The organism is Shimia sp. R9_1, from assembly GCF_017743775.1.
Taxonomy (GTDB): domain Bacteria; phylum Pseudomonadota; class Alphaproteobacteria; order Rhodobacterales; family Rhodobacteraceae; genus Shimia.
Genome location: NZ_JAGHRN010000007.1, coordinates 34,106 through 56,335 on the forward strand (window position 1 = coordinate 34,106; position 22,230 = coordinate 56,335).

The 22,230-nt window shown below is 56.0% G+C and carries 19 protein-coding genes; 12 read left to right on the top strand and 7 right to left on the bottom strand.

Annotated features, from left to right (window positions below; genetic code table 11):
- Positions 1-72 precede the first annotated feature (72 nt).
- Positions 73-747, top strand: a complete 675-nt coding sequence (locus tag J7399_RS18475; protein WP_348539482.1) for a GntR family transcriptional regulator — start codon at positions 73-75, stop codon at positions 745-747.
- Positions 748-976: 229 nt separating this feature from the next.
- Positions 977-2,311, top strand: a complete 1,335-nt coding sequence (gene dddP, locus J7399_RS18480; RefSeq protein ID WP_209088670.1) for a dimethylsulfonioproprionate lyase DddP — start codon at positions 977-979, stop codon at positions 2,309-2,311.
- A 151-nt stretch (positions 2,312-2,462) separates the two neighbouring features.
- Here dddP and J7399_RS18485 read toward each other — a convergent pair whose 3' ends face one another.
- Entirely contained in the window at positions 2,463-4,004 is a 1,542-nt protein-coding gene (locus tag J7399_RS18485) for a trimethylamine methyltransferase family protein (protein ID WP_209088673.1), read from the bottom strand.
- A gap of 109 nt (positions 4,005-4,113) precedes the next feature.
- Between J7399_RS18485 and J7399_RS18490 the strand changes: the two genes are divergently transcribed.
- Genes J7399_RS18490 through J7399_RS18505 form a run of 4 tightly spaced genes read left to right on the top strand, consistent with a single transcriptional unit; the run spans position 4,114 to position 8,585 of the window.
- Positions 4,114-4,824 carry a GntR family transcriptional regulator gene (locus tag J7399_RS18490; protein WP_209088676.1) on the top strand — a complete coding sequence of 237 codons (711 nt, stop codon included), beginning with the start codon at positions 4,114-4,116 and terminating at the stop codon, positions 4,822-4,824.
- 7 nt (positions 4,825-4,831) lie between these two features.
- Complete coding sequence (locus tag J7399_RS18495) at positions 4,832-5,749, top strand: dihydrodipicolinate synthase family protein (protein WP_209088679.1); 918 nt, start codon at positions 4,832-4,834, stop codon at positions 5,747-5,749.
- 2 nt (positions 5,750-5,751) lie between these two features.
- Positions 5,752-7,248: an aldehyde dehydrogenase gene (locus tag J7399_RS18500; protein ID WP_209088682.1), complete on the top strand. Its 1,497-nt coding sequence runs from the start codon at positions 5,752-5,754 to the stop codon at positions 7,246-7,248.
- Complete coding sequence (locus J7399_RS18505; RefSeq protein WP_209088685.1) at positions 7,245-8,585, top strand: FAD-binding oxidoreductase; 1,341 nt, start codon at positions 7,245-7,247, stop codon at positions 8,583-8,585. Before J7399_RS18500 ends, J7399_RS18505 begins: the two co-directional genes overlap by 4 nt.
- A 595-nt stretch (positions 8,586-9,180) precedes the next feature.
- Here the strand turns inward: J7399_RS18505 and J7399_RS18510 are convergent.
- Complete coding sequence (locus J7399_RS18510; protein WP_209088688.1) at positions 9,181-10,059, bottom strand: LysR family transcriptional regulator; 879 nt, start codon at positions 10,057-10,059, stop codon at positions 9,181-9,183.
- 93 nt (positions 10,060-10,152) lie between these two features.
- Between J7399_RS18510 and J7399_RS18515 the strand changes: the two genes are divergently transcribed.
- From J7399_RS18515 to J7399_RS18540, 6 genes are all read left to right on the top strand, one after another.
- Positions 10,153-11,232: an L-dopachrome tautomerase-related protein gene (locus tag J7399_RS18515; RefSeq protein WP_209088691.1), complete on the top strand. Its 1,080-nt coding sequence runs from the start codon at positions 10,153-10,155 to the stop codon at positions 11,230-11,232.
- Between the two features lie 3 nt (positions 11,233-11,235).
- Positions 11,236-11,550: a muconolactone Delta-isomerase family protein gene (locus J7399_RS18520; RefSeq protein WP_209065408.1), complete on the top strand. Its 315-nt coding sequence runs from the start codon at positions 11,236-11,238 to the stop codon at positions 11,548-11,550.
- Positions 11,551-11,567: 17 nt separating this feature from the next.
- Complete coding sequence (locus tag J7399_RS18525) at positions 11,568-11,963, top strand: VOC family protein (protein WP_209065407.1); 396 nt, start codon at positions 11,568-11,570, stop codon at positions 11,961-11,963.
- Between the two features lie 249 nt (positions 11,964-12,212).
- A complete protein-coding gene (locus tag J7399_RS18530; protein ID WP_209088694.1) occupies positions 12,213-13,547 on the top strand; it encodes a radical SAM protein in 1,335 nt (444 codons plus the stop codon).
- A complete protein-coding gene (locus J7399_RS18535) occupies positions 13,544-14,374 on the top strand; it encodes a DUF547 domain-containing protein (protein WP_209088697.1) in 831 nt (276 codons plus the stop codon). Before J7399_RS18530 ends, J7399_RS18535 begins: the two co-directional genes overlap by 4 nt.
- A gap of 331 nt (positions 14,375-14,705) precedes the next feature.
- Entirely contained in the window at positions 14,706-15,713 is a 1,008-nt protein-coding gene (locus tag J7399_RS18540; RefSeq protein ID WP_209088700.1) for an alginate lyase family protein, read from the top strand.
- A gap of 74 nt (positions 15,714-15,787) precedes the next feature.
- On the opposite strand, the gene J7399_RS18545 is transcribed toward J7399_RS18540, so the two are convergent.
- The 5 genes from J7399_RS18545 to J7399_RS18565 all read right to left on the bottom strand — a co-directional run bounded on the left by J7399_RS18545 (position 15,788) and on the right by J7399_RS18565 (position 21,785).
- Complete coding sequence (locus J7399_RS18545; protein ID WP_209088704.1) at positions 15,788-16,666, bottom strand: isocitrate lyase/PEP mutase family protein; 879 nt, start codon at positions 16,664-16,666, stop codon at positions 15,788-15,790.
- 7 nt (positions 16,667-16,673) lie between these two features.
- A complete protein-coding gene (locus J7399_RS18550; RefSeq protein WP_209065404.1) occupies positions 16,674-17,948 on the bottom strand; it encodes a TRAP transporter large permease in 1,275 nt (424 codons plus the stop codon).
- Positions 17,945-18,436, bottom strand: a complete 492-nt coding sequence (locus J7399_RS18555) for a TRAP transporter small permease (RefSeq protein WP_247742971.1) — start codon at positions 18,434-18,436, stop codon at positions 17,945-17,947. The genes J7399_RS18550 and J7399_RS18555 overlap by 4 nt, the downstream gene beginning before the upstream one ends.
- A gap of 54 nt (positions 18,437-18,490) precedes the next feature.
- The gene (dctP, locus tag J7399_RS18560) at positions 18,491-19,474 is read right to left on the bottom strand and encodes a TRAP transporter substrate-binding protein DctP (RefSeq protein ID WP_209088710.1); all 984 of its coding nucleotides are present in this window, start codon (positions 19,472-19,474) and stop codon (positions 18,491-18,493) included.
- A 325-nt stretch (positions 19,475-19,799) separates the two neighbouring features.
- Positions 19,800-21,785, bottom strand: a complete 1,986-nt coding sequence (locus J7399_RS18565; RefSeq protein ID WP_209088713.1) for a methyl-accepting chemotaxis protein — start codon at positions 21,783-21,785, stop codon at positions 19,800-19,802.
- Positions 21,786-22,230: the final 445 nt, after the last annotated feature.

Genomic DNA, 22,230 nt, shown 5'->3' on the forward strand with positions numbered 1-22,230 from the left:
CTCGCCGTTTATCAGGGCTGTAACTCAGGGTCTACCAGCTCTAGAGTGTCGAGCCTACCAAGGATTAAGTCCGTGACCGCAACCATGTTTGAAAATAGTGATTTCAAGGCGCGCGACCGCTTTGAAATTCTGCACCAAGAGCTTCGCAATCGCATCTGCTTGCTGGACTACGCCCCAGGCATCAAGCTCTCGGAAACAGAATTGGCCGAGGAATTTGGCGTTTCGCGCACTCCGCTCAGGCGCGTTTTGGCACGACTGGAAGGCGAAGGGCTGGTGCGCTCGGTTCAAGGCGTTGGAACTTTTGTGACTGACGTGAACATCGAAGAGTTGGCGCAGACCTATCAAATGCGTATGGAGTTGGCGGAATTGGTGGGCAAGTTGTCTCCGAAACAGCCGGACGCTGCTTTGTCTGCGCAGCTCGCCGATTTGTCGCGCCAGGCCAAGGCTTTGGTCCAAACGCCAGAGCCGCGCGCCTTTGCGCAGCTCAATATGGCGTTTTTTCTCGCGCGGCTTGCGCTCACCGACAATGCGCCACTGCGTGAGATGTCTGAGCGTCTTTATGTAAAGACGGCTCGGATCTGGCTGAAATCCTTTTTTGCTTCCATTATCGACCTCAATGAAGAAATCCGCGTTTTTGCACGTGAGGTTGATGAAGTCATCGCAGCGATCGAATTGGGTGATCTTCAGGCTGCTGCACTTATCCAGCGGGCCCACATCTCGATGAGCTACAGTCGTATGAGGGGCTGATTTCCGAGAGGCGTTTTTGCGACATCTGGACATGGCGGCAGTCAAGGGAAGCTGTGTCAGCGATGCGCTTGATGTTGGCGCGTGCGGGTTGGTCCAAGGCAGCGGACCGAAATGCGACCAGGCATGTCGCTCTGAAGCAAGCGTTTCTTTTCTATCGTTCAGTAGGTTTGCTTCATGGGGTCGAGGGTCGGCCCCTCTGTATTGATGTTTCGCTCGGCGGCGGGGGCACATGAACAGGCACTATAGCATGAACCGTAAGATCGACCCCACTCAAGGCAAGCGACTGGGCGATGGAACGGCAAACACGGGGGATCGGGTTGAGATCGGGCCAACCGCACTTGCTTTCTCGGAGTGGCGCGAAGCGGGGCTGGAGCTGCCTGACCTTGCCGAGATGCGCCGAGCCCGGCATCAACGCCTGACCGCGGCGATTGTAGCCCGAGGCTATGGGGGGCTTCTGATGTTTGATCCCCTGAATATCCGCTACGCAACCGACACGACCAACATGCAGTTGTGGAACACCCACAACCCGTTTCGGGCCTGTCTACTCTGTGCCGACGGCTATATGGTTCTCTGGGATTACAAGAACGCCCCCTTTCTGGCTGAGTATAATCCGCTTGTGCGTGAAAGTCGTTCCGGCGCGGATATGTTCTATTTTGCGCGCGGCGACCGGATCGGTCCAGCAGCTGACGCCTTTGCCGCTGAGGTGGCTGATTTGCTGGCTGCCCATGCCCCCGGGTATGCCAGGGTCGGTATCGACAAAATCCAACCTGCCGGGCTGGACGCGGTCCGCCGAGCTGGGTTGGAGTATCGCGATGGTGAGGAGGTTACAGAGCGCACGCGGGGTATCAAGACCGAACATGAATTGCGCGCCATGCGCTGCGCTGTCCATTCCTGCGAGCGGGCAATGGCCGTAATGGAAGACTTTGCGCGCAGTGAAATTCCGAAAGGCGGAGTAACCGAGGATGATGTTTGGGCCGTGCTCCACGCCGAGAACATCAAGCGTGGCGGCGAATGGATCGAGACAAGGTTGCTCACCTCGGGGCCGCGCACGAATCCCTGGTTTCAGGAATGTGGGCCACGTGTTATCTCCGAGAACGAAATCCTCGCTTTTGATACGGATTTGATCGGGCCATATGGCATCTGCGCTGATCTCAGTCGCACGTGGTGGATTGGTGATGACCTGGCTCCAGCCCATATGCGGGAGAGTTACGCGGAAGCCGTCGAACATATCCGTTACAACACGGCACTCTTGCGGCCCGGGCTACATATGACAGACCTGACACGGTCTCTGCACGTGCTTCAGGATAAGTATCAGGCGCTGAAATACTCCTCACCGATGCACGGGGTCGGTATGTGTGATGAATGGCCTATGATTGCTTACCCAGATCGGTTGGTCGAGGGCGCTTTCGACGCTGTTCTTGAGCCGGGCTTAACGCTCTGTGTCGAGGCGCTGGTGGGTGAGGTTGGCGGCGACCACATGATTAAGCTGGAAGATCAGGGTGTTGTAACGAACAGTGGATTCGAGACGATCTCAACCTATCCTCTGGATGAGCGTTTTCTCTAAAGGCGACAAGACATCGGTTTGCCAGATTCGGTGTGCGAGGCTTCGTTTATTCCGTGAGGAGTCTGTTCGCATCTCGGTATTGATGTCAGTAGCAGCTGGTGGCCTCGCGCCAGAGAAGGTTTGCGCGTAAGTGCAGTAGGTCAACGCCTTGCTAGTAAGACTGGTTCAGCTCATCCCGTGCCGGAATTTCTCTTTCACGTCGCGCGATATATGCCAGCAGTTCTTCGTCTTTGGCCTCATCCAGTTTGGGTTCCTGATATTCGCCAAGCAACAACCTTGCGCGTTGCAGTGCGCGCTCGGTGATCTCGACAGAGCCCTCCGCTGCCCATTGCTCAATCGAGTTGTTGTCAAACAACTCGGGCATGAAGAAAGCCGACTGGAAGTTTTCTTGAGTGTGCGGGTGCCCGAGATAGTGCCCGCCGGGGCCGATATCTGGCACCGCGGCAACCGCGGTGTCAAAATCCCCCCATTTTGGGCCTTCTGCCATCCGGTATCCCATCGCGCATTGCTCGGCGTCCACAATGAATTTGGCCACTGAGCAATGCATACCCGCTTCGTTCCAGCCCGCGCTGTGCCAGATGTAGTTTGCCCCCGCATGAAGCACCGCGGAAAGTGTCGATGCGCTCTCATAACCTGCTTGTGCATCAAAAGTTTTCGCGCCGCCGAGTGTGTTGGATGTACGCCAGGGCACATCATAGTAGCGCGCCATCTGGCCAATCATGAAATTCATGAGGCTGATCTCGGGCGTCCCCGCCATTGGTGCGCCAGACTTCATGCTCACGGTCGAAAGGTAGTGCCCGTAGATAGCCGGGCAGCCTCGGCGTATGATCTGAGTGTAGGCCAGCGCGCTAAGCGCTTCGGCATTGAGCTGCGCCACAGTCGCGGGCACGGATGCCGGCGTATTGGCGCCCCCCAAAACGAAGGGCGAACATAAAACAGGTTGATTGCGCCTACAAAACGCGCGCATCGCTCCCAGCATCGTTTCATCCCAGACAAGTGGCGAGTTCCCATTGCAGTTGCCCGTGGTTACAGCGTGGCTTTCCATGAAGGACTCGCCAAAGAGAATCGCGCACATGTCCATGACGTCTTCCGCGTTTTTTGGCGATGTGGTCATGCCCATAAATGTCTTGTCGGAGTATTTCATGGACGAATAGGTGATCCGCAGATGCCGATGGCTGATCGGATGATCATAGGGCTCGACAATGTGATGCGCGGAAGAATGCAGCGCAGGAGACATATGCGCCAGCTTGTGAAACATGGCGAGATCATCAAGGGTCGGATTGCGGCGCACGTCATCGAGGTCGCGTAAATAGGGCGCCCCGGTCATTGGCACAAAAATCGAGTGGTCCTTGCCAAACGGCAGGTTATTGGCCGGGTTGCGGGCGTGGTAAGTAAACTCGGTCGGGATCGACGCGATCAGCTCTCTCACCATGCCCCGGTCAAGATAAACGGTCTCGTCCACCACCTTGGCGCCGACGCTCTTCCAATCCTCAATCGCTATTGGATCGCGGAAATGCACGCCGACGTTTTCCAAAATATCCATAGACGCCGCATCAATCGTTTCCACCTGCGCACCGTCCATAACTTCGCACAACGGGATGTTTCGGCGGAGTGCGGGCTGCATGGTGACATCCAGAGTAGAGCGTAGCGCGCGACGCGCGCTGCGACCGCCAGATCGGGAACGGGATGTCATGGGTTTTCCTCCTCACCTTGGCATCTTCTCTTTGTCTTACGAAAAATACGGTTTGTATACAAAATGTATTTTTGTTAGCTTTCACTCAATCGGGCAACGGACAAACCACATGAAAGACGCCACTACTCACAAGAAGGCCAAATTGATCCAGCACCTAAAGGGTGCTGTCCTAACGCTTCAGCTGGAGCCGGGGCAGGACTTGGATGAGGCAGCGCTGTCTGACGCCTTTGGGCTGTCGCGGACTCCCTTGCGCGAAGTTTTTGCGCAGCTCGCTGGAGAGGGCTTTATTGAGCTTCGCAAAAACCGGGGTGCTTGGGTTTCGGCGATGACCCATACCACCTTGCGAGACTTCTTCCTTGCGGCTCCGATGGTCTATGGGGCGATCCTCAAACTCGCGGCGCGCAACGCTAAGTCTGCGCAAATCGAAGAACTGCAAGAGACGCAAGACCGCTTCAAGGCGGCGTTGCGCAAAGGGGCGCCAGAAGACCGTGCGCTCGCCAACAACCGGTTCCACGAGGTCACTGGCGATATGGCGGACAATATATATCTGCTGCCGTCCTTCCGTCGTCTCCTCATCGACCACGCACGTATCGGCATGACGTTCTACCGTCCACAAGACCGTGAGATGGCCGATAAACTGTCCGAAGCCAGCGCGCAGCACGACACCATCATTGAGGCCATCGCAGCGCGCGATGAGGACGCAGCTGAACGGCTTGCGGTGGATCATTGGAACTTGTCTCGCGAGCAGATTGAAAGATTCGTCACCCCTCGCAGCCTCGACATGCCGCTTGGCGGGGCGGCGCGCAAAACATCAGCATGAGAACGATATGGCCCCTATTTTTAAATTCGAAGGCATCTATACCCCCGTGGTGACGCCCTACCATGATGATGGCAGCGTAAATTGGGATGCGCTTGCGCAGGTGATTGAGTTTCTGGTCGAGGGTGGCGTGCACGGGCTGATCTCCGGCGGCTCTACAGGGGAGAACTACGCCCAGACCGTGGAAGAGCGGCTCGAGCTCGCACACTTCACACACAAACAACTTAGCGGTCGCTTACCACTGGTTGTTGGCACCGGTGCCATGCTCACGCCGGACTCTGTGGCTCTGGCCAGCGGCGCGCGGGCGTTAGGGGCGGAGGCCATCCTTTTGGCCAGCCCTCCTTATGCGATTCCCACAGATCGTGAAAATGCGCTCAATGCGCTCGCTATCGACAAAGCCGCCGATCTGCCGATCATGCTTTATAACTACCCGCATCGCACGGGCACAATGATGGGCGCGGAATTTCTGGACCGGGTCGGCCGCTCCCGCAATTTCTGCGGCATCAAAGAAAGTTCGGGCGATATCAACCGTGTCCATCTACTCGCCCGCGACTATCCGCATATCCAACTCGGATGCGGGATGGACGATCAGGCGCTTGAATTCTTCGCTTGGGGTGCGCCTTTCTGGGTCTGCGGCGGGTCCAACTTCCTACCAGTTGAGCATGTCGCGCTCTACAATGCTTGCGTTTTGCAGGGCGACTTCAACAAAGGTCGGCGCATCATGTCGGCTATGTTGCCACTGATGAATGCGCTCGAGCAGGGCGGCAAATTCATCCAGACCATCAAACATGGGGTTACCATGAACGGCCTTGCAGCAGGTCCCGTCAGACCGCCGTTAAAATCTCTCAACAAAGACGACAAACGCGCGCTCGAACAAGTGGTGCGCGTGCTCAAACGCAAGATCGCTGACATCGTGGCGGAGGATTGAAAATGACACTGCTGACTCATGACGAATACCAATCCATCGCGACCAGTCTGGACTTTCCGACAGGCGCATTCATAAACGGGGGCTACCGCCCAGCAATATCGGGAGACACTTTTTCCTCCTTGAATCCTGCGACGGGGGACAAGCTGGCCGATATAGCATCCTGCGGTGCTGAAGATGTCGACTTTGCGGTTGAGAAGGCGCGCGAGGCCTTTGAAGATGGCCGCTGGTCACGAAAGCATCCTTCAGAGCGAAAAGATGTCCTGATCCGGCTGTGCAAGCTGATTACACGAAACGCGCGTGAACTGTCCGTCATGGAAAGCCTGGACAGTGGTAAAACCATTTATGATTGCGAAACGGTGGACATTCCTGAAGCCATCAATTGCATCAAGTGGCATGCGGAGGCGATTGACAAAATCTACGACTCCGTCTCTCCCGCCTCTGATGACCACATTGCCATGGTGGTCCGGGAACCTTTCGGTGTTGTGGGGCTTGTGCTGCCTTGGAACTTCCCGCTCCTTATGCTGGCTTGGAAGATCGGCCCAGCGTTGGCTGCCGGGTGTTCGGTTGTTCTAAAGCCCGCTGAGGAAACGAGCCTTACGGCTTTGCGGGTGGCAGAGCTTGCGGCGGAAGCCGGGCTGCCTGCAGGCGTGCTCAATGTGGTTCCGGGAGATGGTCCGTCGGTGGGCGAGCCCATCGGGCGGCATATGGGTATCGATATGGTTTCCTTCACCGGCTCCACGACCACAGGCAAACGGTTTCTCGCTTACGCAGCAGAATCCAACGCAAAAGAAATTGTCCTTGAAATGGGGGGTAAGAACCCGGCCGTTGTCTTGGATGACGCCGAAAACCTGGACCGGGTCGCCCAGCATATCGTCAATGGCGCGTTTTGGAACATGGGCGAAAACTGTTCTGCCACCTCGCGTTTGATTGTCCATAGAGACGTCAAAGTTGACCTGCTGGCGCGTATTGCCCATCACGCCAAAGAGTGGAACGTCGGAGATCCGCTCAATCCTGAAACGCGCGTCGGCGCATTGGTCAGTGCAGCCCATTTCAAAAAGGTTAGGGCCTATCTCGACCAACCTGGCAAAGTCATCCTCGGCGGCACCGCCAAAGACGGCTTTGTGCAAGCCACAGTTATTGAAGTGAGCAGCAACGACGCAACACTCGCCCGTGACGAGATCTTCGGACCGGTCTTGTCGGTGATCGAAATTTCGAGCTTTGATGAGGCGATCTCGATTGCCAACGACACAGACTACGGGCTTTGCGCGTCGATCTTCACCGCCAATGTAAAACACGCGATCCGCGGGGCGCGGATGCTACAGGCTGGGACGGTGACGGTGAACAGTTTCGGTGAGGGTGACATCAGCACACCCTTCGGCGGCTACAAACAATCCGGCTTTGGTGGGCGCGACAATGCGATCCACGCCCATGATCAATACACGCAACTCAAGACAATCTGGATTGACCTTGCCGACGATACGGATGAGGCCGTGGAGTGACACGTTACGCGGCCAAATCGTTGCCTGTTCATCGGGGGGCAGCGGCTTGGAATGCGATCCTTGGCGATCAAGGCGAAGCCGCCGAACTGGACAGCGATATGACCGCTGACTTCGCTGTGATTGGCGGCGGTTTTGCGGGGCTTGCCGCCGCGCGGCGCCTGCGACAACTGCAGCCTGATGCGCGGATCGTCGTGCTGGAGGCCGGGCGCATCGGCGAGGGGGCATCTGGACGCAATTCAGGTTTTATGATCGACCTGCCGCATGAGCTTTCGTCAAAAGACTATGCCGGCTCTGGTGATGATCGCCTCATGACCCGTCTGAACCGTCAAGCTATTGCTTTTGGCAAAGCGGCGGTCGAGGACTACAGGATAGACCCAAATTTCTTTGACGAAGCGGGCAAAGTGAATGGTGCGGCAGGTGATGCAGCGCTGGCCCATAACGCGACCTATGCGCAGCACCTCGAGAGCATGGGCGAGCCCTTCAGCCTGTTGGATGCCAAGCAAATGCAGGACTTGACCGGGTCGGCACATTACAATGGCGGGCTTTACACGCCTGGCACTGTCATGTTGCAGCCCGCAGGATATGTGCGCGGACTGGCTGCTGGATTGCAGCGGGACGGTGTTCAAATTCTGGAAAACTCTGGCGTCAAAACTTTTGTCAAAGAAGGGCTGTCATGGAAGGTTGAGACATTGAAGGGCAGCGTTTCGACGGGGGCTGTGATCCTCACGGTGAATGGACATCTGGAAAGTTTCGGCGTGGCGAAAGGCCGGCTGCTTCACCTGTTTCTTTTTGCCATGATGACACCTGAACTGGACGCTGATCAAATCGCATGCATGGGGGGGCAGTCGAGATGGGGTATCACCCCGTCTGATCCGATGGGTACAACCATGCGCAGGATTGATGAAGGGCAGGGCGGCAACCGGATTATCACCCGAACAAGCGCTGCTTTGCGCCCAGAGATGCGCCCCACCGACACCGACATGAAACGTTCGGCGTTGGCAATGCGACGCAAGTTTGATCAGCGATATCCACAATTTGCAGATATGCAAATGGAGTATCACTGGGCTGGGCATCTATGCCTCAGCTTAAATGGTGTTTCCCACACGCATGAAGTCGAGAAAGGGGTCTATTCAGGCTGTGTGCAAAACGGACTGGGTGCGACGCGTGGTACACTCACAGGCATCACCGCAGCGGAATTGGCTTGCGGGGCGCGATCTGAAATCAGCGATCATTTTCGCTTTGAGGTTTCGGCACAAAAGCTTCCACCGAACCCGCTATTAGGATTCGGTGGCAACTTGTTTCTTCGTTGGAAAGAAATGCGGGCGCGGAATGAGTAAGAACTGCCGAACATCGCGTTCAGCGCTGTCAGACGGATTCGAATTCGTAACAGTCGAGCTCTCACTTAGTCTGCGCAAATTAGATTCCGAGGCTTAAAGTCAGGTGCCTCAGTGAAGTGCCTCTATACTCTGCAGCACAATGTCGTTCGGCAACGGCGGTTGCGTGCTCCCGCAGCCAATACTTTCCCTCAATAAAACAAGACATGTGAGCCAGTTTGAGGCTCATATAACGCGAACGCCTAAATCAAGCGGTGCTACAACTGTGCTACACCACACAGCAAACTTAGCCACACTGGTCACCCAGCTCCGCACTGCATCACAAGCCGCCCTCGGGCGGCTATTTGCATTTGCAACGCAACGAAGTGGAAGCACTGTAACGTGGACATTTTCCTTTGCTGAAGTAGTATTTCTTCCAATCCACGCAGGCTGAAATTGAAATGAATATACAGTGACATTGCATGGGCAATGATCTGAAGGGGTAAGTTGATGACGTTCGTGGTGGATTGACGGTGAACTATTGATGTCGCGAAGGTCCAGATAGTGTCATTGTCAAACGAATGATCGTTAGCGTGACAAGACCACCTAATACGGCTCTTTACCCAAAGCAACTCGAAACAAATTTGCCAAAGGCATCCGTTTTTGAAGCGGATCGGGCTTCGGGCGGGTAGACGAACCAGATCGGGGCATCTGGTTTCCAGAGCGTGCCCGGTGCGACCTCTACCAAACGTCCTTCCGCAAACTCATTCTGAACGGCCAAGCGGGATTTTATTGCAAGACCAAGGCCTTGTGAGACAGCTTCGGTTAATGTGTCCGAGTTGGAGACCAGCACGCTGGACCGCACCGTTGCATCCTTCCGTTTGCCTTTTGCATCCTTGAAAGCAATCCGCGTCTGCCAGGGCAGACAGACCCAAGGCAGATCTACGGTCGCTTCAATACTCTGCGGTTTTCCATGCTGCGCCAGAAACTCAGGTGATGCGCAAACGATGCGATGGTTGTCGCTGAGCTTGCGGGCAATCAGCGAGCTATCAGACAAATCCCCGACCCGCACGGCACAGTCCTGCCCCTCTGCAGAAAGCGCTACAAAACGATCCACCGCGAGAAAATCAAAAGTCAGCTTAGGATGTTCCCGTTGAAAAGCCGGCAGCGCGGGCAGAATGAAACGGGATAGTATCCACGGCGACATCGTCACACGGATATGGCCGGTCAGTTCGGCTGATCCGCTGCCCGCATCGCGCTCCGCCTGCGCCAGATCTGCGAGAATGGCTTCCGTGCGATCAAAGAAGATCTGTCCTTCGTCAGTCAGTTTTAACATGCGGCTGTTGCGGTGAAACAGCGTCAGCTTAAGCGCGGCCTCAAGTTTATTGAGCCGATGGCTGGCGGTCGCGGGCGATATGCCAACCCGCCGCGCACCGGCTGTGACCCCGTTTGCATCAGCGATGGCCACAAAGGTCTTGAGATCGTCAATGGAATACATTCGAAATCTTCAAACGCTAGTTTCAGATTATAGCATATTTATCTAATTTATTCGACTGCGCTACTCCAATGTCAGAGCTATGGAGGAGAGAAAATGAAACATCTGTTGAGTGCCGCCAGCGTGGTCGCCATTTTATCAAGCCCGCTCGCCGCGGCAGGGCTGGAAACCTATCTGGAGTTTCCCAAGGAGATGCCGCCGGGCAATCTGGCGATTGGGCCGGACGGCCGGATGTTCATGTCAGTGCACGAGTTTTACGGCCCGGAGCTGCGCGTTGTTGAGGTCATGCCGGATGGCAGCACAAAGCCCTACCCGACCGAAACCTGGGCCCGCGCTCCTGAAGAGGATGGCGATGGCTTGCGGGGCGTTTTGGGACTGCGCGCGGATCGCGAAGGCATTCTCTGGATGCTTGATGGCCAGGGCGAGGGGCAAACCGGTCGTGTTGTTGGCTGGAACACCAAAACCGAAGAGCTGCATGCGATCTACTATGTGGGGCAGCCCGCCGCGCGGCCGACATCATTCCTCAACGATCTGGCCATCGACCGGGAACACGGGGCGATTTACATCTCCGATACGGGTGACGGCGCGAACTCCGCAGTGATCGTGATCGACATGCAAACTGGGCGCGCTAGGCGCGTACTGGAAGGCAGCGCCTTCACCGTGCCGGAAGATATGCCGATGATCATCGACGGTCGCGAGATCAAGCTGGGCGGCAACCCCGCCAAGATCGGGATCAACCCTATCACCATCGATCCGACCAACACCTGGGTGTACTTTGCGCCGATGACCGCGTCGTCCATGTACCGTGTGCGGACAACCGATCTGCTTGATACGAGCTTGAGCGATGTCGACCTCGTAACCCGCGTCCAAAGATACGGAGACAAGGTCATCTCGGATGGGTCTACCGTGGATGCGGATGGGAATGTCTATATCACGGCGATGACAGACAACGCTCTTGGCGTCACAAAGCCCGATGGCACCTATGAAGTGCTGTTCCAATCCGACGAAGACTTGCCTTGGCCGGATGGCTTTTCGATGGGTGTCGACGGCTATGTCTATGCCACCATCAACGAATTGCACCGTTCACCGGTACTCAACGGTGGCGAAGACGCCTCGATCGGCACCTATCGCATCGTGCGTTTCCCGGCGCTCGGCACTGCCATCAGTGGGAGGTAAAGCATGCTGTATCGACTGGACTTCACGGTGGAGTATGACGCCACATTGCAGCAGCAGGGTCTGTTGGGTGTCTGGGCAGAGGAGGCTGAGGCGGCGCTTGGTGCCAAATCGGCGGGCGTTGTGAAAGACCTGTGGAAAGTGGTCGGAGAGCGCAAAGTGCTGGCGATTGTCGATGTCGATACCCCAGATGCGCTTGATCAGATCCTTTTTGATCTGCCGATCATGCAGAAGATGGGCCACCACGTTCAAGTCGACGTTCAGTCGCTGCGTCGTTACGAAGACTTCGCAGCAGACGTCAAAGACCGCATCGGTCGCTGAAGAGAAAGGCATCTTTCATGGCAAAAATGGTTCACTCCTGTATCCGGGTCCTGGAGGATGACAGGTCGATTGCGTGGTACAAATCCGCCTTTGATCTGGACATTGTTGATCAGCTCGATTTCGAGAGCTTTCGCCTCACGTATCTCGCAAACAAAGAAAGTGGGTTTGAGCTGGAGCTGACGCTCAACAAGGACCGGACCACACCTTATGAGCTTGGCGATGGCTACGCGCATTTGGCTTTTGTCGTGGAAGATGTCACCGCCTATCACAAAACCATGATCGCAAAGGGGCTCGATGTTGGCGAACTCGTCGAATTCGCACCTGATGGCGAACTGGTGGCGCGGTTTTTCTTCGCCACCGATCCGGACGGCTACAAGATTGAAGTCCTGCAGAAGGCCGGGCGCTTCAAATAGACTAGGGAGCAGGCGCATTTTAGGTGCGAGGCCGCAAAACAAGATGCGCCTGCATATCACAAACCTTCGGAGCCTTTAGGCAGAGCGAAAATGCAAGTGCTTTGCTCTGCTCGATTCCCATTCTTCGCACAGTTCCCAGCCAACGATAGGCGCATACAACTGACCTGAACTCTCCGTGAGACAGGCTATCTCAGCAGAGTCCGCAGCTCTAAGCTTCAGGAGATTGCACGCCACGGGGCTCTGGACAGAATGCAAACACCACCCAAACCAAAAGACGCTCGCAAACCGCTTCGGGAGGGGTTGCAGGCCGCCGGTCAATACGATGCGCTTCAAACAGCGGGGCGTTTTTTTCCGGTCGCCTGTGTCGCCTTGGAAATCACCCAGAAATGCAATCTGGACTGCACGCTTTGCTACCTGTCAGAACATGCGGAGCAAGCCCGTGATGTCCCTCTTGTGATCCTCTTCCAGCGCATCGCGATGGTTCATGCGGAGTATGGAGAAGGCACCAATATTCAGATCACGGGGGGCGACCCCACTTTGCGCGCCATCGAAGATATCGAAGCCATTTGCAAAGAGATCAAGCGCCTGAACATGCGGTCCTGCCTGATGACAAATGGCATCCGCGCCACCCGCCCGCGTCTTAAGCGCTTGGCTGCGGCGGGACTGAACGATGTGGCCTTTCACGTCGATCTGACACAGGAACGTCAGGGGTATGACAGCGAAATTGCTCTGAACAAAATCCGGGAGAAATATATCGCAAGAGCGCAGGGGCTCGGTCTGCGCATTCTCTTTAACACAACGGTTTATGAGGGAAATCTTGCTGAAATACCTGCGCTTTGTGCGTTCTTTAAAGGGCAATCCAGGCATTTGGCGTTGGTGTCTTTTCAGATGCAGGCGGATACAGGGCGCGGCACGGAGGACAAGCGTCGCACGGGGCTGACCCAAGATGTGCTGTCAAAGCAGATTGGCAAAGGCTTTGGCGTGGACTTCCCCTCAAAGATCGGGATCGGCCATTCTGGGTGCAGCCGCTATGATCATCTGGCCATCGCAGGTGACACCGCTGTCTCGATCCTTTCAGACACGCAACTGGTCAAACGCGCAATCCGCGCGCTGGAAGCCGCAGACACCGATGAACACGCCGTGGCCAATTCACGCAAAAACTGGCGCAAGGCCCCGCTCCATGATCCCAGCCTGATCTTACATGCGGGAAAAACACTCCTGAAAGTACTCTGGCGCCTCAGATCGGGGCTATTGTCCAGCCGTTGCGTGCCTTCGCGGATGAGTGTGGTACTGCATTCTTTCATGGATGCCAAAGCGCTGGAGCCCGAGCGTTGCGCCTCCTGCGTGTTTATGGTCGCCACAAGTCAGGGGCCTGTGTCCATGTGCGTGTTCAATGCCGAAAGGGATGCGCAGCTCTTTGCCCCAGTACCGCTTGAAAAGGGCAAGCAAAAGCTTTGGTGGAGCGCGGCCACCGGTGAGCTCACAGAAACCCCGGTAGAAGCACGCCCCGAGGTGCCAAAATTCAAAAACATGAAAGGCCGGCAACGCGCCAAAGCTGCCAGTCAACGGGAGCATTCTACATGATGCGCTACCTTCTTTTCCCACTACTTATGCTGCTGGGCGCCTGCGCCAGCATAGAGCGTGTGGCCTTGCCAAAGCCGACACTCCTGTCGCCGGGTTTTGCGTTGGCTGAAGACACCACACGCGCGCGCGTCGATCACACCGCATGGGATAGTTTTCTGGGCATATACGTCCGTCAGGATGCATACGGCATCAATCGTGTGGCCTATGGCGAGGTCACCGATGCCGATCGCCAGAAACTGCAGGGTTACCTTGCGGAACTTGCGCAAACCGAGGTTGAGGTTCTGACGCGAGAGCAGCAGCTGGCCTTCTGGATCAACCTCTACAACGCGGAAACTGTGGAGTTGATCCTGCAACATTATCCGGTCACGTCCATTCGCGACATCACCGACGGGGCCTTGTCTTTTGGGCCATGGGACCGTCCGGTCACAACGGTGGACGGTCAGGCGCTGACCCTCAACGATATCGAGCACCGCATCATCCGCCCGATCTTTGATGAACCACGCATCCACTACGCGTTGAACTGCGCTGCTGTTGGATGTCCGAATTTGATGAACCGCGCCTGGCGCGCCGCCACGCTTGAGCGTGATCTGGAGGCAGCGGAGCGCGCCTATGTCAACGACGACCGCGGCGTGCGTGTCGACCCAAACGGCGCTCTAACGCTTTCCAAGATCTACATCTGGTTTCAGGAAGACTTTGGCGCAAACGAAAGAGAGGTCTTGGACCGCCTGCAAAAGGTGGCAGATCCAGAACGGGCAGCGGCAATCTCTGCGCGCAAAGGTGTGAGGCGCTACGCCTATGACTGGTCGCTGAATGAAGCTTTGCAGTGAATGAGAATGCTAGAGTGAGAGCTTCTACCTCAGCCGGTTAACTTTTTTCTCGCAAAGCTGCCCTGACTGACCTGTCGCCTCCTAACCGGAAGATAGCGCCGCGCGCGAAAGAGATACGCTAGCCACTCTCTTGTGCACATCGCAATGTGGGTGGTTTCAGAGCTATAGAGGGCTTCGTAAGGGCACTATAGCTGCCCAGAAATGAAGGCATATCTTTGGTCGATCAGTGCAGCCAACAAGCAGTAACATTCATAAGGCTTTTGCTCTTCAGCTTTGGGCAGGGCAGGTGATGCCACGGCGGCTTATGAAGGCCCTCATGATGGCGTCCTGCATGACCTGGCTTGCCGGAGTTGCGCAAGCGAGTACGGATCAGGGATGCGCCGCGGCACCGGAACCGGTTGTTTCACTGGATCACGGCAGTCGCTACATCGCGGATGACAGTTCCCGCTCGATTGTTGATCCCACCTCAAACGCGGATGTGAATGCCCAACTTAAGCCGATCGATGCTTTTATCCGCAGCCTTGCCCAAGAAGCCAACAGCGTGCTTGCACAAAAAGGCGATCCTGCGCAAAGCGCCAATTGCGTGGTTGCTCAACTGGCCCACTGGGCCCGAGCGGATGCCCTTTCGGATCTTAAAAATCTCACAGCCAATTTTTCAGTTGGCTCTAGGTTGGTCGGATTTGCATTCGCCTATGCGCAGGTGCGCCCCTATGCAGATTTAACCCAGGAAAAGACTGTCATTGAGGCATGGCTGCTGCAGCGGGCCCGCGAGCAAATGGCGTTTTGGGAAGAAGATGCGACGCCCGGTTCCAAGCGTGGAAACTTGCGGGCCTGGGCGACACTCGCAATCAATCTGGCGGGGTTTCTGACCAAAGATGACAGTGCCTTGCGCTGGTCCGCTTGGTCGGCGACCTTTTTGCAATGTCAGGCTCTTGAGGATGGCAGTCTTCCGCAGGAGATGAAACGCGGAAAATATGCGTTGCACTATCAATTGCACGCCATCGCGCCCTTGGTTGTCACAACTTTGTTGCTGGAGAGGCAAGGTTTGTCCACTCGGGGTGTTTGCGATTGTGCGCTCGTCAGAATTGTGAATTTTGCCGTGAATGACCTGAAAACGGGTGAGAAGAGCCAGGCTCATTCGGGAAAAACACAGAGCTTTTTTGACGGGTCTGAGAGTTTGGAAAAGTACCAACTGGCTTGGCTTGAAGCCTATCTGCTTCTCTACGAAGATGCGCGATTGGAGCATGTTGCCGAAAGCTTGCGCCCGCTGTCGCATTCAAAGCTTGGCGGACGGCAAGATATTCTCTGGCAGGCCTGGGACCCGCGACACGATTTCTAAAACTGCTCGAAACGTTTTTCAACATGTGCGGCTCCGTTCCGACAGAAACGGAGCACACATGACATGCTCAAACATCATGTCTCCCGCGCAGAAGACGCATAGCGTGTGGAAGCCTCATAGTAGTCGTCAAACCCGATCCGTTCGCGGAGTTCGCTGAATGCCATCAGACCCGGGCGACTGTCTTCTCGCATGGCTTGCAGGCAGCTCACCATGGCCTGCATGGCGCTTGCCATGAGGGAGAGCGGGTAGGCGGCGATGGAATAGCCGATGTCTTTTAGGGCTTCGTTGGACAGATCGGGCGTTTCGCCGCCTTCAACGATATTGGCCATATGGGGCAGCGAAGAAATGGCGCAGATTTCCCGCATTTCCGCTTCGCTGCGCGGGGCTTCTACAAAGAGGATATCGGCGCCCAACTTGGCAAATTCTTCCGCGCGGGCAAGCGCTTCTGGTAAGCCATGTTCGTGGCGTGCGTCCGTGCGTGCTAGAATAAGGATGTCGCTTCCTTGCGAACGGAGCTCTTCCCGGGCATCGACTGCCGCGCGAATGCGGTCAAAGGCTTCGTCGCGTCCAACCACCGCTTTGCCGGGCGTGTGCCCGCAGCGTTTGGGGGCCAGTTGATCTTCGATCATCACTGCCGCACAGCCTGCACGGGCAAAGCCTTTCACGGTGCGTTTCACGTTCATCGCGTTGCCGTAGCCGGTATCGCCGTCGCCGATCAGGGGAATGTTGACTGCATCCGCAATATTGCGCGCCTGATCGACAACTTCGCCATAGCTCATAAGGCCAAGGTCCGGCTCGCCGATGCGGCTGGCGGATGTGGCGAAGCCTGACATGAACGTCAAATCATAGCCTTCCTGTGCAATCAGCTTTGCGGATAAAGCGTCAAAACAACAGGGCATGATGTGGCATCGGTCTTCGGCGAGAAGCGCGCGGAGCTTTGCGGCTTGGGTCATAGAGAGATCACCATTTGAAAGGAATGTAGAGCGCCAGATCTGGCACGATGTAGAGAATTGCAACAGACAGCAGCATCAGCGCGAGGAACGGCCAGACGCCGCGTGCGACCTCCCCAAGCGAAACGCGCGCAACCGCTTGGATCACATAGAGGTTCAGGCCAACCGGGGGCGTGATTAGCGCACATTCGACCATGATCACCATGAAGATGCCAAACCAGATCGGGTCAAAACCGAGGCTCATCGCAGCAGGGAGCAGCACCGGCGTCATGATCAGGATCATCGACAGCGCTTCAAACACAAGTCCCATCACCAGCAACACCACACAGACCAGCAAAATGAACACAAGAGGCCCGTCGATATTGGCGGCAATGAAGGCAGAAATATCCTGCGGGATCCGGTAAAGCGCGATGGCTTTGCCAAACACCTTCGCCCCGGCCACGATCAACAGGATTGCGGTGGTTGTGATGGCGCTTTCCCGAACCGCTTCCCAGAAGGTTGCCCAGGTGAGTGTGCGCAGCCAGAAGACTGTGATCAGTATAGCCGCAGCAAATCCAACGGCCGCCGCTTCGGTCGGGGTGAATGCGCCGGAATAAAGTCCCAGAACGATCAGCAGCGCGAGGGCAAAGGAGGGCAGGGCGCGGACAGAGCTTTGCAGGCGCTGTGCCATGTCCGCTTTCTCAACCGGTGTGTAGGCGGGGGAAAGGCGGGCATAAAGCATGGCAAAGGCCACAAAAAGCGCAACCAGCAAAAGGCCGGGGCCAATCCCGGCCAAAAACAGCGCGATGACGGATTCTTCGGCGACAAAACCAAATACAATCATCGGGATGGACGGTGGGATCAGAATTCCGAGTGTGCCGCCGGCCGCAAGCAGCCCATAGACAAAGCGCTTATCATAGCCACGGCTGACCATTTCCGGAATAGCGACTGTGCCGATGGTCGCTGCTGTGGCAACGGACGATCCGGAAATCGCGGCAAAGAGCCCGCAACTCAGGATCGTGGCCACCGCAAGCCCGCCGGGCCAGTGACCCACCCAGGCTTGTACCGCCGCAAAGAGATCACGCCCGACACCGCCTTTCAGCAGAACGTTGGACATCAGGAGAAACAGCGGAACAGCCAGCAGGATAAAACCATCCAGCGTAGAGAGAACAGCCTGAGGCGCCATCAGTGGAGAGAAGCCACCCAGCATCAACATGCCAAGCCCAAGCCCTCCGAGCGCAAAGGCAACAGGCACACCGATGAGCAAGAGAGCAAACAGGCAGGCGAGGATCAGGACAATGGTCATTCGTGGCTCGCTCCCAATGAGGCGACGTGCTGAAAACGCAGAGAGAGCAACTCAACTACGGCCTGAGCCGTCAGCAAGCCAAAGCCGACCGGAACGGAAAGCTCCGCAATCCAGCTGGGCAGGTTCAGAAGTGATCCGGTGGTGCGCCCACGCTCCCAACTGTCGTGAAATATGTCCCAGCCCCAGTAGGCAACGCAGGCAGAGAAAAGAATGAGCACCACCAAAGACAGCGCCACGCATAGGCGCTGGGCGGCAGGAGGCAGCAGCGCAGTGATCGCATTCACCGTGATATGACGACGGGTGCTGAGCACCCATCCCAGTGAAAGCAAGCAGCCCCAAATCAGACAGAGCTGGCTGAATTCTGCAGCCCAGATCGTGGGTTTGATAAAGAAATACCGCGCGATGACCTCATAGGTCAGCATCGCGCCCGTAGCTGCCACCAGGCACGCGCCAAGCAGCCCGGCGAAGCGCGAGAGTGTCGTAATCATATGCATGAAATCAGAAGCGGGCGGCTCTCATATAGCGCCGCCCGAACCCTTTTCTTAGTTGCTGCCAGCGGCGTTGAGAACGGTTTGACCGGCCTCACCGGACGCCGCGAGATAGGCGTCATAAACGGGCTGTGCCACGGCTTTCCACTGCGCAAGCTCATCATCGGTCAATTCAACGATGTTCATGCCGTTTTCCTTGGCTGCAGCATAGGCCTCAGCCTCAATGGACGCCATCTTGTTTCGTACACTGGCCTGCGCGACCGCTGCGGCCTCGGTGATGTGCCCGCGAATGTCGTCTGACAGGCCGTTCCACCACTCATTGTTGACCACCACAACAAATTCGATGTCCGCATGGTTCGTGACAGTGATGGTGTCCATCACTTCCCAGAGTTTGCGGGATTTCACGCCGGATACGCCGGTCATGCCCACATCAACGGTGCCGCGCTGATAAGCAAGATATTGTTCTGAGCCAGAGATCAGTGTTGGTGCGCCGCCCGATGCTGTCACGAAGTCACCAAGGGTTTTGCCGAAAACGCGCACCTTCTTGCCTTCCATGTCTGCCGGGGTGCGGATCGCGCCACCGTTGGACAGCATGATCGCGCCGCCATAGGCCTGCCAGTAAAGGACCTGCCCACCGGTCTTTTCGATCTCGGCCTCAATGGTCTCGCGCACCTCGGAGCCTTCAGCGACCGCCGCGCGTACTTTCTCTTCATTGTTCAGCAGGAACGGCATGTAGAAAACATCCACTACCGGTGCGTCGCCGACATAGCGGGTCAGAGACGCGACGCCCGCTTCAATGGCACCTGAGCCGACCGCCGCAGGCACTTCTTTGTCTTTATAAAGCGTTGCGCTGTCATAGATTTCCACGTCAATCGCACCGTCCGTGCGGGCCTCCACTTCCTTTTCAAACAGAAGCAAGTTTTGGCCCAGATGGCTTTTAAGCGGAAGTTGAAGCGAAATCCGCATCTTTTCCTGTGCCACAACCGCAGAAGCCGTCAGGGCAACGCCAGCGGCGGCCCCTAAAATAACTTTGAACATAATTTCCTCCCAAAGAATGCCCGCAGTACCGCGCGCAATTCACTGAACAATGCAATCAAATTTCTGTGAGCTTGGCAAGAATAAAGCCCCGCAAGCGTGTGGAGCACCAATGGTCTTCGCCTCAACGCCTATGTCAGGTTTCAAAATTCGCCGGACCTCACGATCAAGGTTCTGGAGAGGCAGGTTGAGTCGTCTATGGATCGGCTCTGAGGTCGTGTGGCGCTGGATCAGGGGATCGAGCGCCACAGGTTTTGTTCAGAAAATCGGGGAAACGGAGCAGTCAGCAGTCTTTTTCCGCTCGCTGCCCCGTCCCCAAAGCAAAGCGTTACGCCGCCATATCATCACGCATCTCTGCGCTGTTTTGCTGGCTGCCGATATCAAACGTCGCAACCGTGTCGCGCAGCTTGCTGGCATCTTTGGTCAGCGAGTTTGCTGTCTGTGAAGATTCATAGACCAGGCTCGCATTTTGCTGCGTGTTGTGGTCAAGGTTTGACAGGGACGCAGACACCTCAGACATTTGAACAGATTGTTCCTGTGTTCTGCCCGAGACCGCCGAAATCAATTCATTGATGTTATCCATCTCGGTTTTCACAGCCTTGATCAGCTCATCAACACGACCCGCCAGACCTTTGCCCTCCGATACGCGATCGTTGCTGGTTTTGCTCAGATCGCTGATCTTTGTTGCGGCATCCGAAGTATGCTGCGCAAGGCTCCTAACTTCGGTCGCCACCACGGCAAAACCGCTGCCGGATTGCCCCGCACGCGCCGCTTCCACACCTGCGTTCAGTGCCAAGAGGTTGGTTTGGAAGGCGATGCTGTCGATCAGGTCAGAGATCTGCAGAATTTCGACCGAAGATTCGGCAATGGACTTCATAGCGTCCATCACGCGGTCAAACTCTTCGGCCACATTGTTGGCGCTCTGGCCCGCTGTTTGGGCGGCTTCCCGCACCTTTTCCGCATTTTGCGAGGTTTGGCGGACAGAGTCTGTGAGCGATGTGGTCACCGCATTGGCTTCTTCCAGAGATGCGGCATGGTCATTTGCAGCTCGTGACACGCCATCCATCATTTTGGAGAGATAAGAGGCGCGATCGTCAAGCGTATCCGCACCCATGCGGGCCTTTGACACGATCTGTTTCAACTCCGAACGTGCAGTTTCCGCATAGGACAGAAGCTCCGCATAACGGCCTTCCAGATCTGTCGAGACCGGTTCTGCAAGATTGCCTGTGGCGATCTTTTTCAGAATGGTAGAAATCTCGCTGAAGGCTTTGTCCAATTTGGTCATCAAGCCGTTGGTGGCATCCACGATGCCCTCGCCGCCAGAAACATTGGTCTGAATGCGGCCGGAGAAGTCGCCAAACTGCGCGCGCTCAGCAATCTCCTGAACCTCTGCGCTCAACATCTCATTGTTGCGCGCAGCTTCGATCGCAACATTCAAGCTGCGGGCAAGCTCGCCAAACTCATCCTGGCGCTTTGCACCGGGGACTTCATCAACGGCCTCACCCTTGAAGTGGGACTGCATGGTGCGTGTCAACAACCCAAGGGGGCGCAGCATACCAAGCATAACCATCAAACCCATCAGCAGCACCGCGGCGATGATCACAAAAACCGAGATTTTTGAGGCTTGTTCCGCAGACTTATACTCTTCGGTCAAAGCAGAAATCTGTCCCGAAATCCGCAGCTCCGGCGACGCAAGGAACTCGTCCAGCGGCGCCATGATTTCTGCCTTATACTGGTGATACTGTTTGGAGTGCATCAGATCACGCGCGAGCGCAAAATCTGGCTCGGCGTTCACGGTATAGGCGCCGGTGCTATCCTGATAGATCCCTTTCACCGCATTCATTGCGCGGACTTCCAGCGCGACCAGCCCATCGGAATTTGCCTTGGCCTGTGCCAGAAGTTCGAACTCGGCGTCGGTGAAGCCCGCGTCTCTCATGAGGTCTTCAAGTGAGCGCGTAATGCCGCTGCCTGCGGGCACTGGATGGCCCGCCGCCACAAAATCCCAATAGATGCGATGATAATCCGAGGGTCTTTCCTTCTCACCGTTCCGGATTGCAAGAATGTCCATATATTGCGCTTCGTAGGCCGGATCGGCCGTCACCACATAGGTCCGCGCAAGCCGCGTGAGGTCATCGCTGGACTGGCGCAATTCGTCTGCAAGAAGGTATGATGTATATTGCTGCTCATAGGCGTTGCGCAGTGCTTCGCCGGATTGGGTCCGCATACTGCTGGTTGTATAGACCAAGAGCGCGCTCAGCAGGCCGATGGCGCTTAGAGCGATGCCTAAAATGCTAATTCGATTTCGAGCAAACATTTGATTCCCCGTTGGTACATGTTCAGGGACCGCTTTTGCATGGCGTTCGTTGATAACTAGATAATCAAAGGATGAAATTTTGAGCAGAAATTCTGCGTTTCCGGAGCTGTTAGCGCTGAGTTTTGATGAATTTAAGAAGATATTAGGATTTATGTCGGTTGGCGGAAGATCTTGATAAATATGCGAAAAATTTCTTCCAGAGGTTGTTTTTGATGTCCGAGGTCAAACAGGCGGTATTCTCAATCGGTGAACCCAATAATTTTGAGTGTCTGAAGCGTTTACATGTCTGATCGTGTCGCCTGTCTAGAGCCTCAAGCTGAGACTTTGCTGAGAGTAGGAGTGCTCATGCAGCGTATCTATATAGCCTGCCTTTAAAGAACCAAAGCGCCGCAAAGGGATTCTCGGTTTTGCGGGCGTGAGCGCTATTGGGGCAAGAGGCCGACCA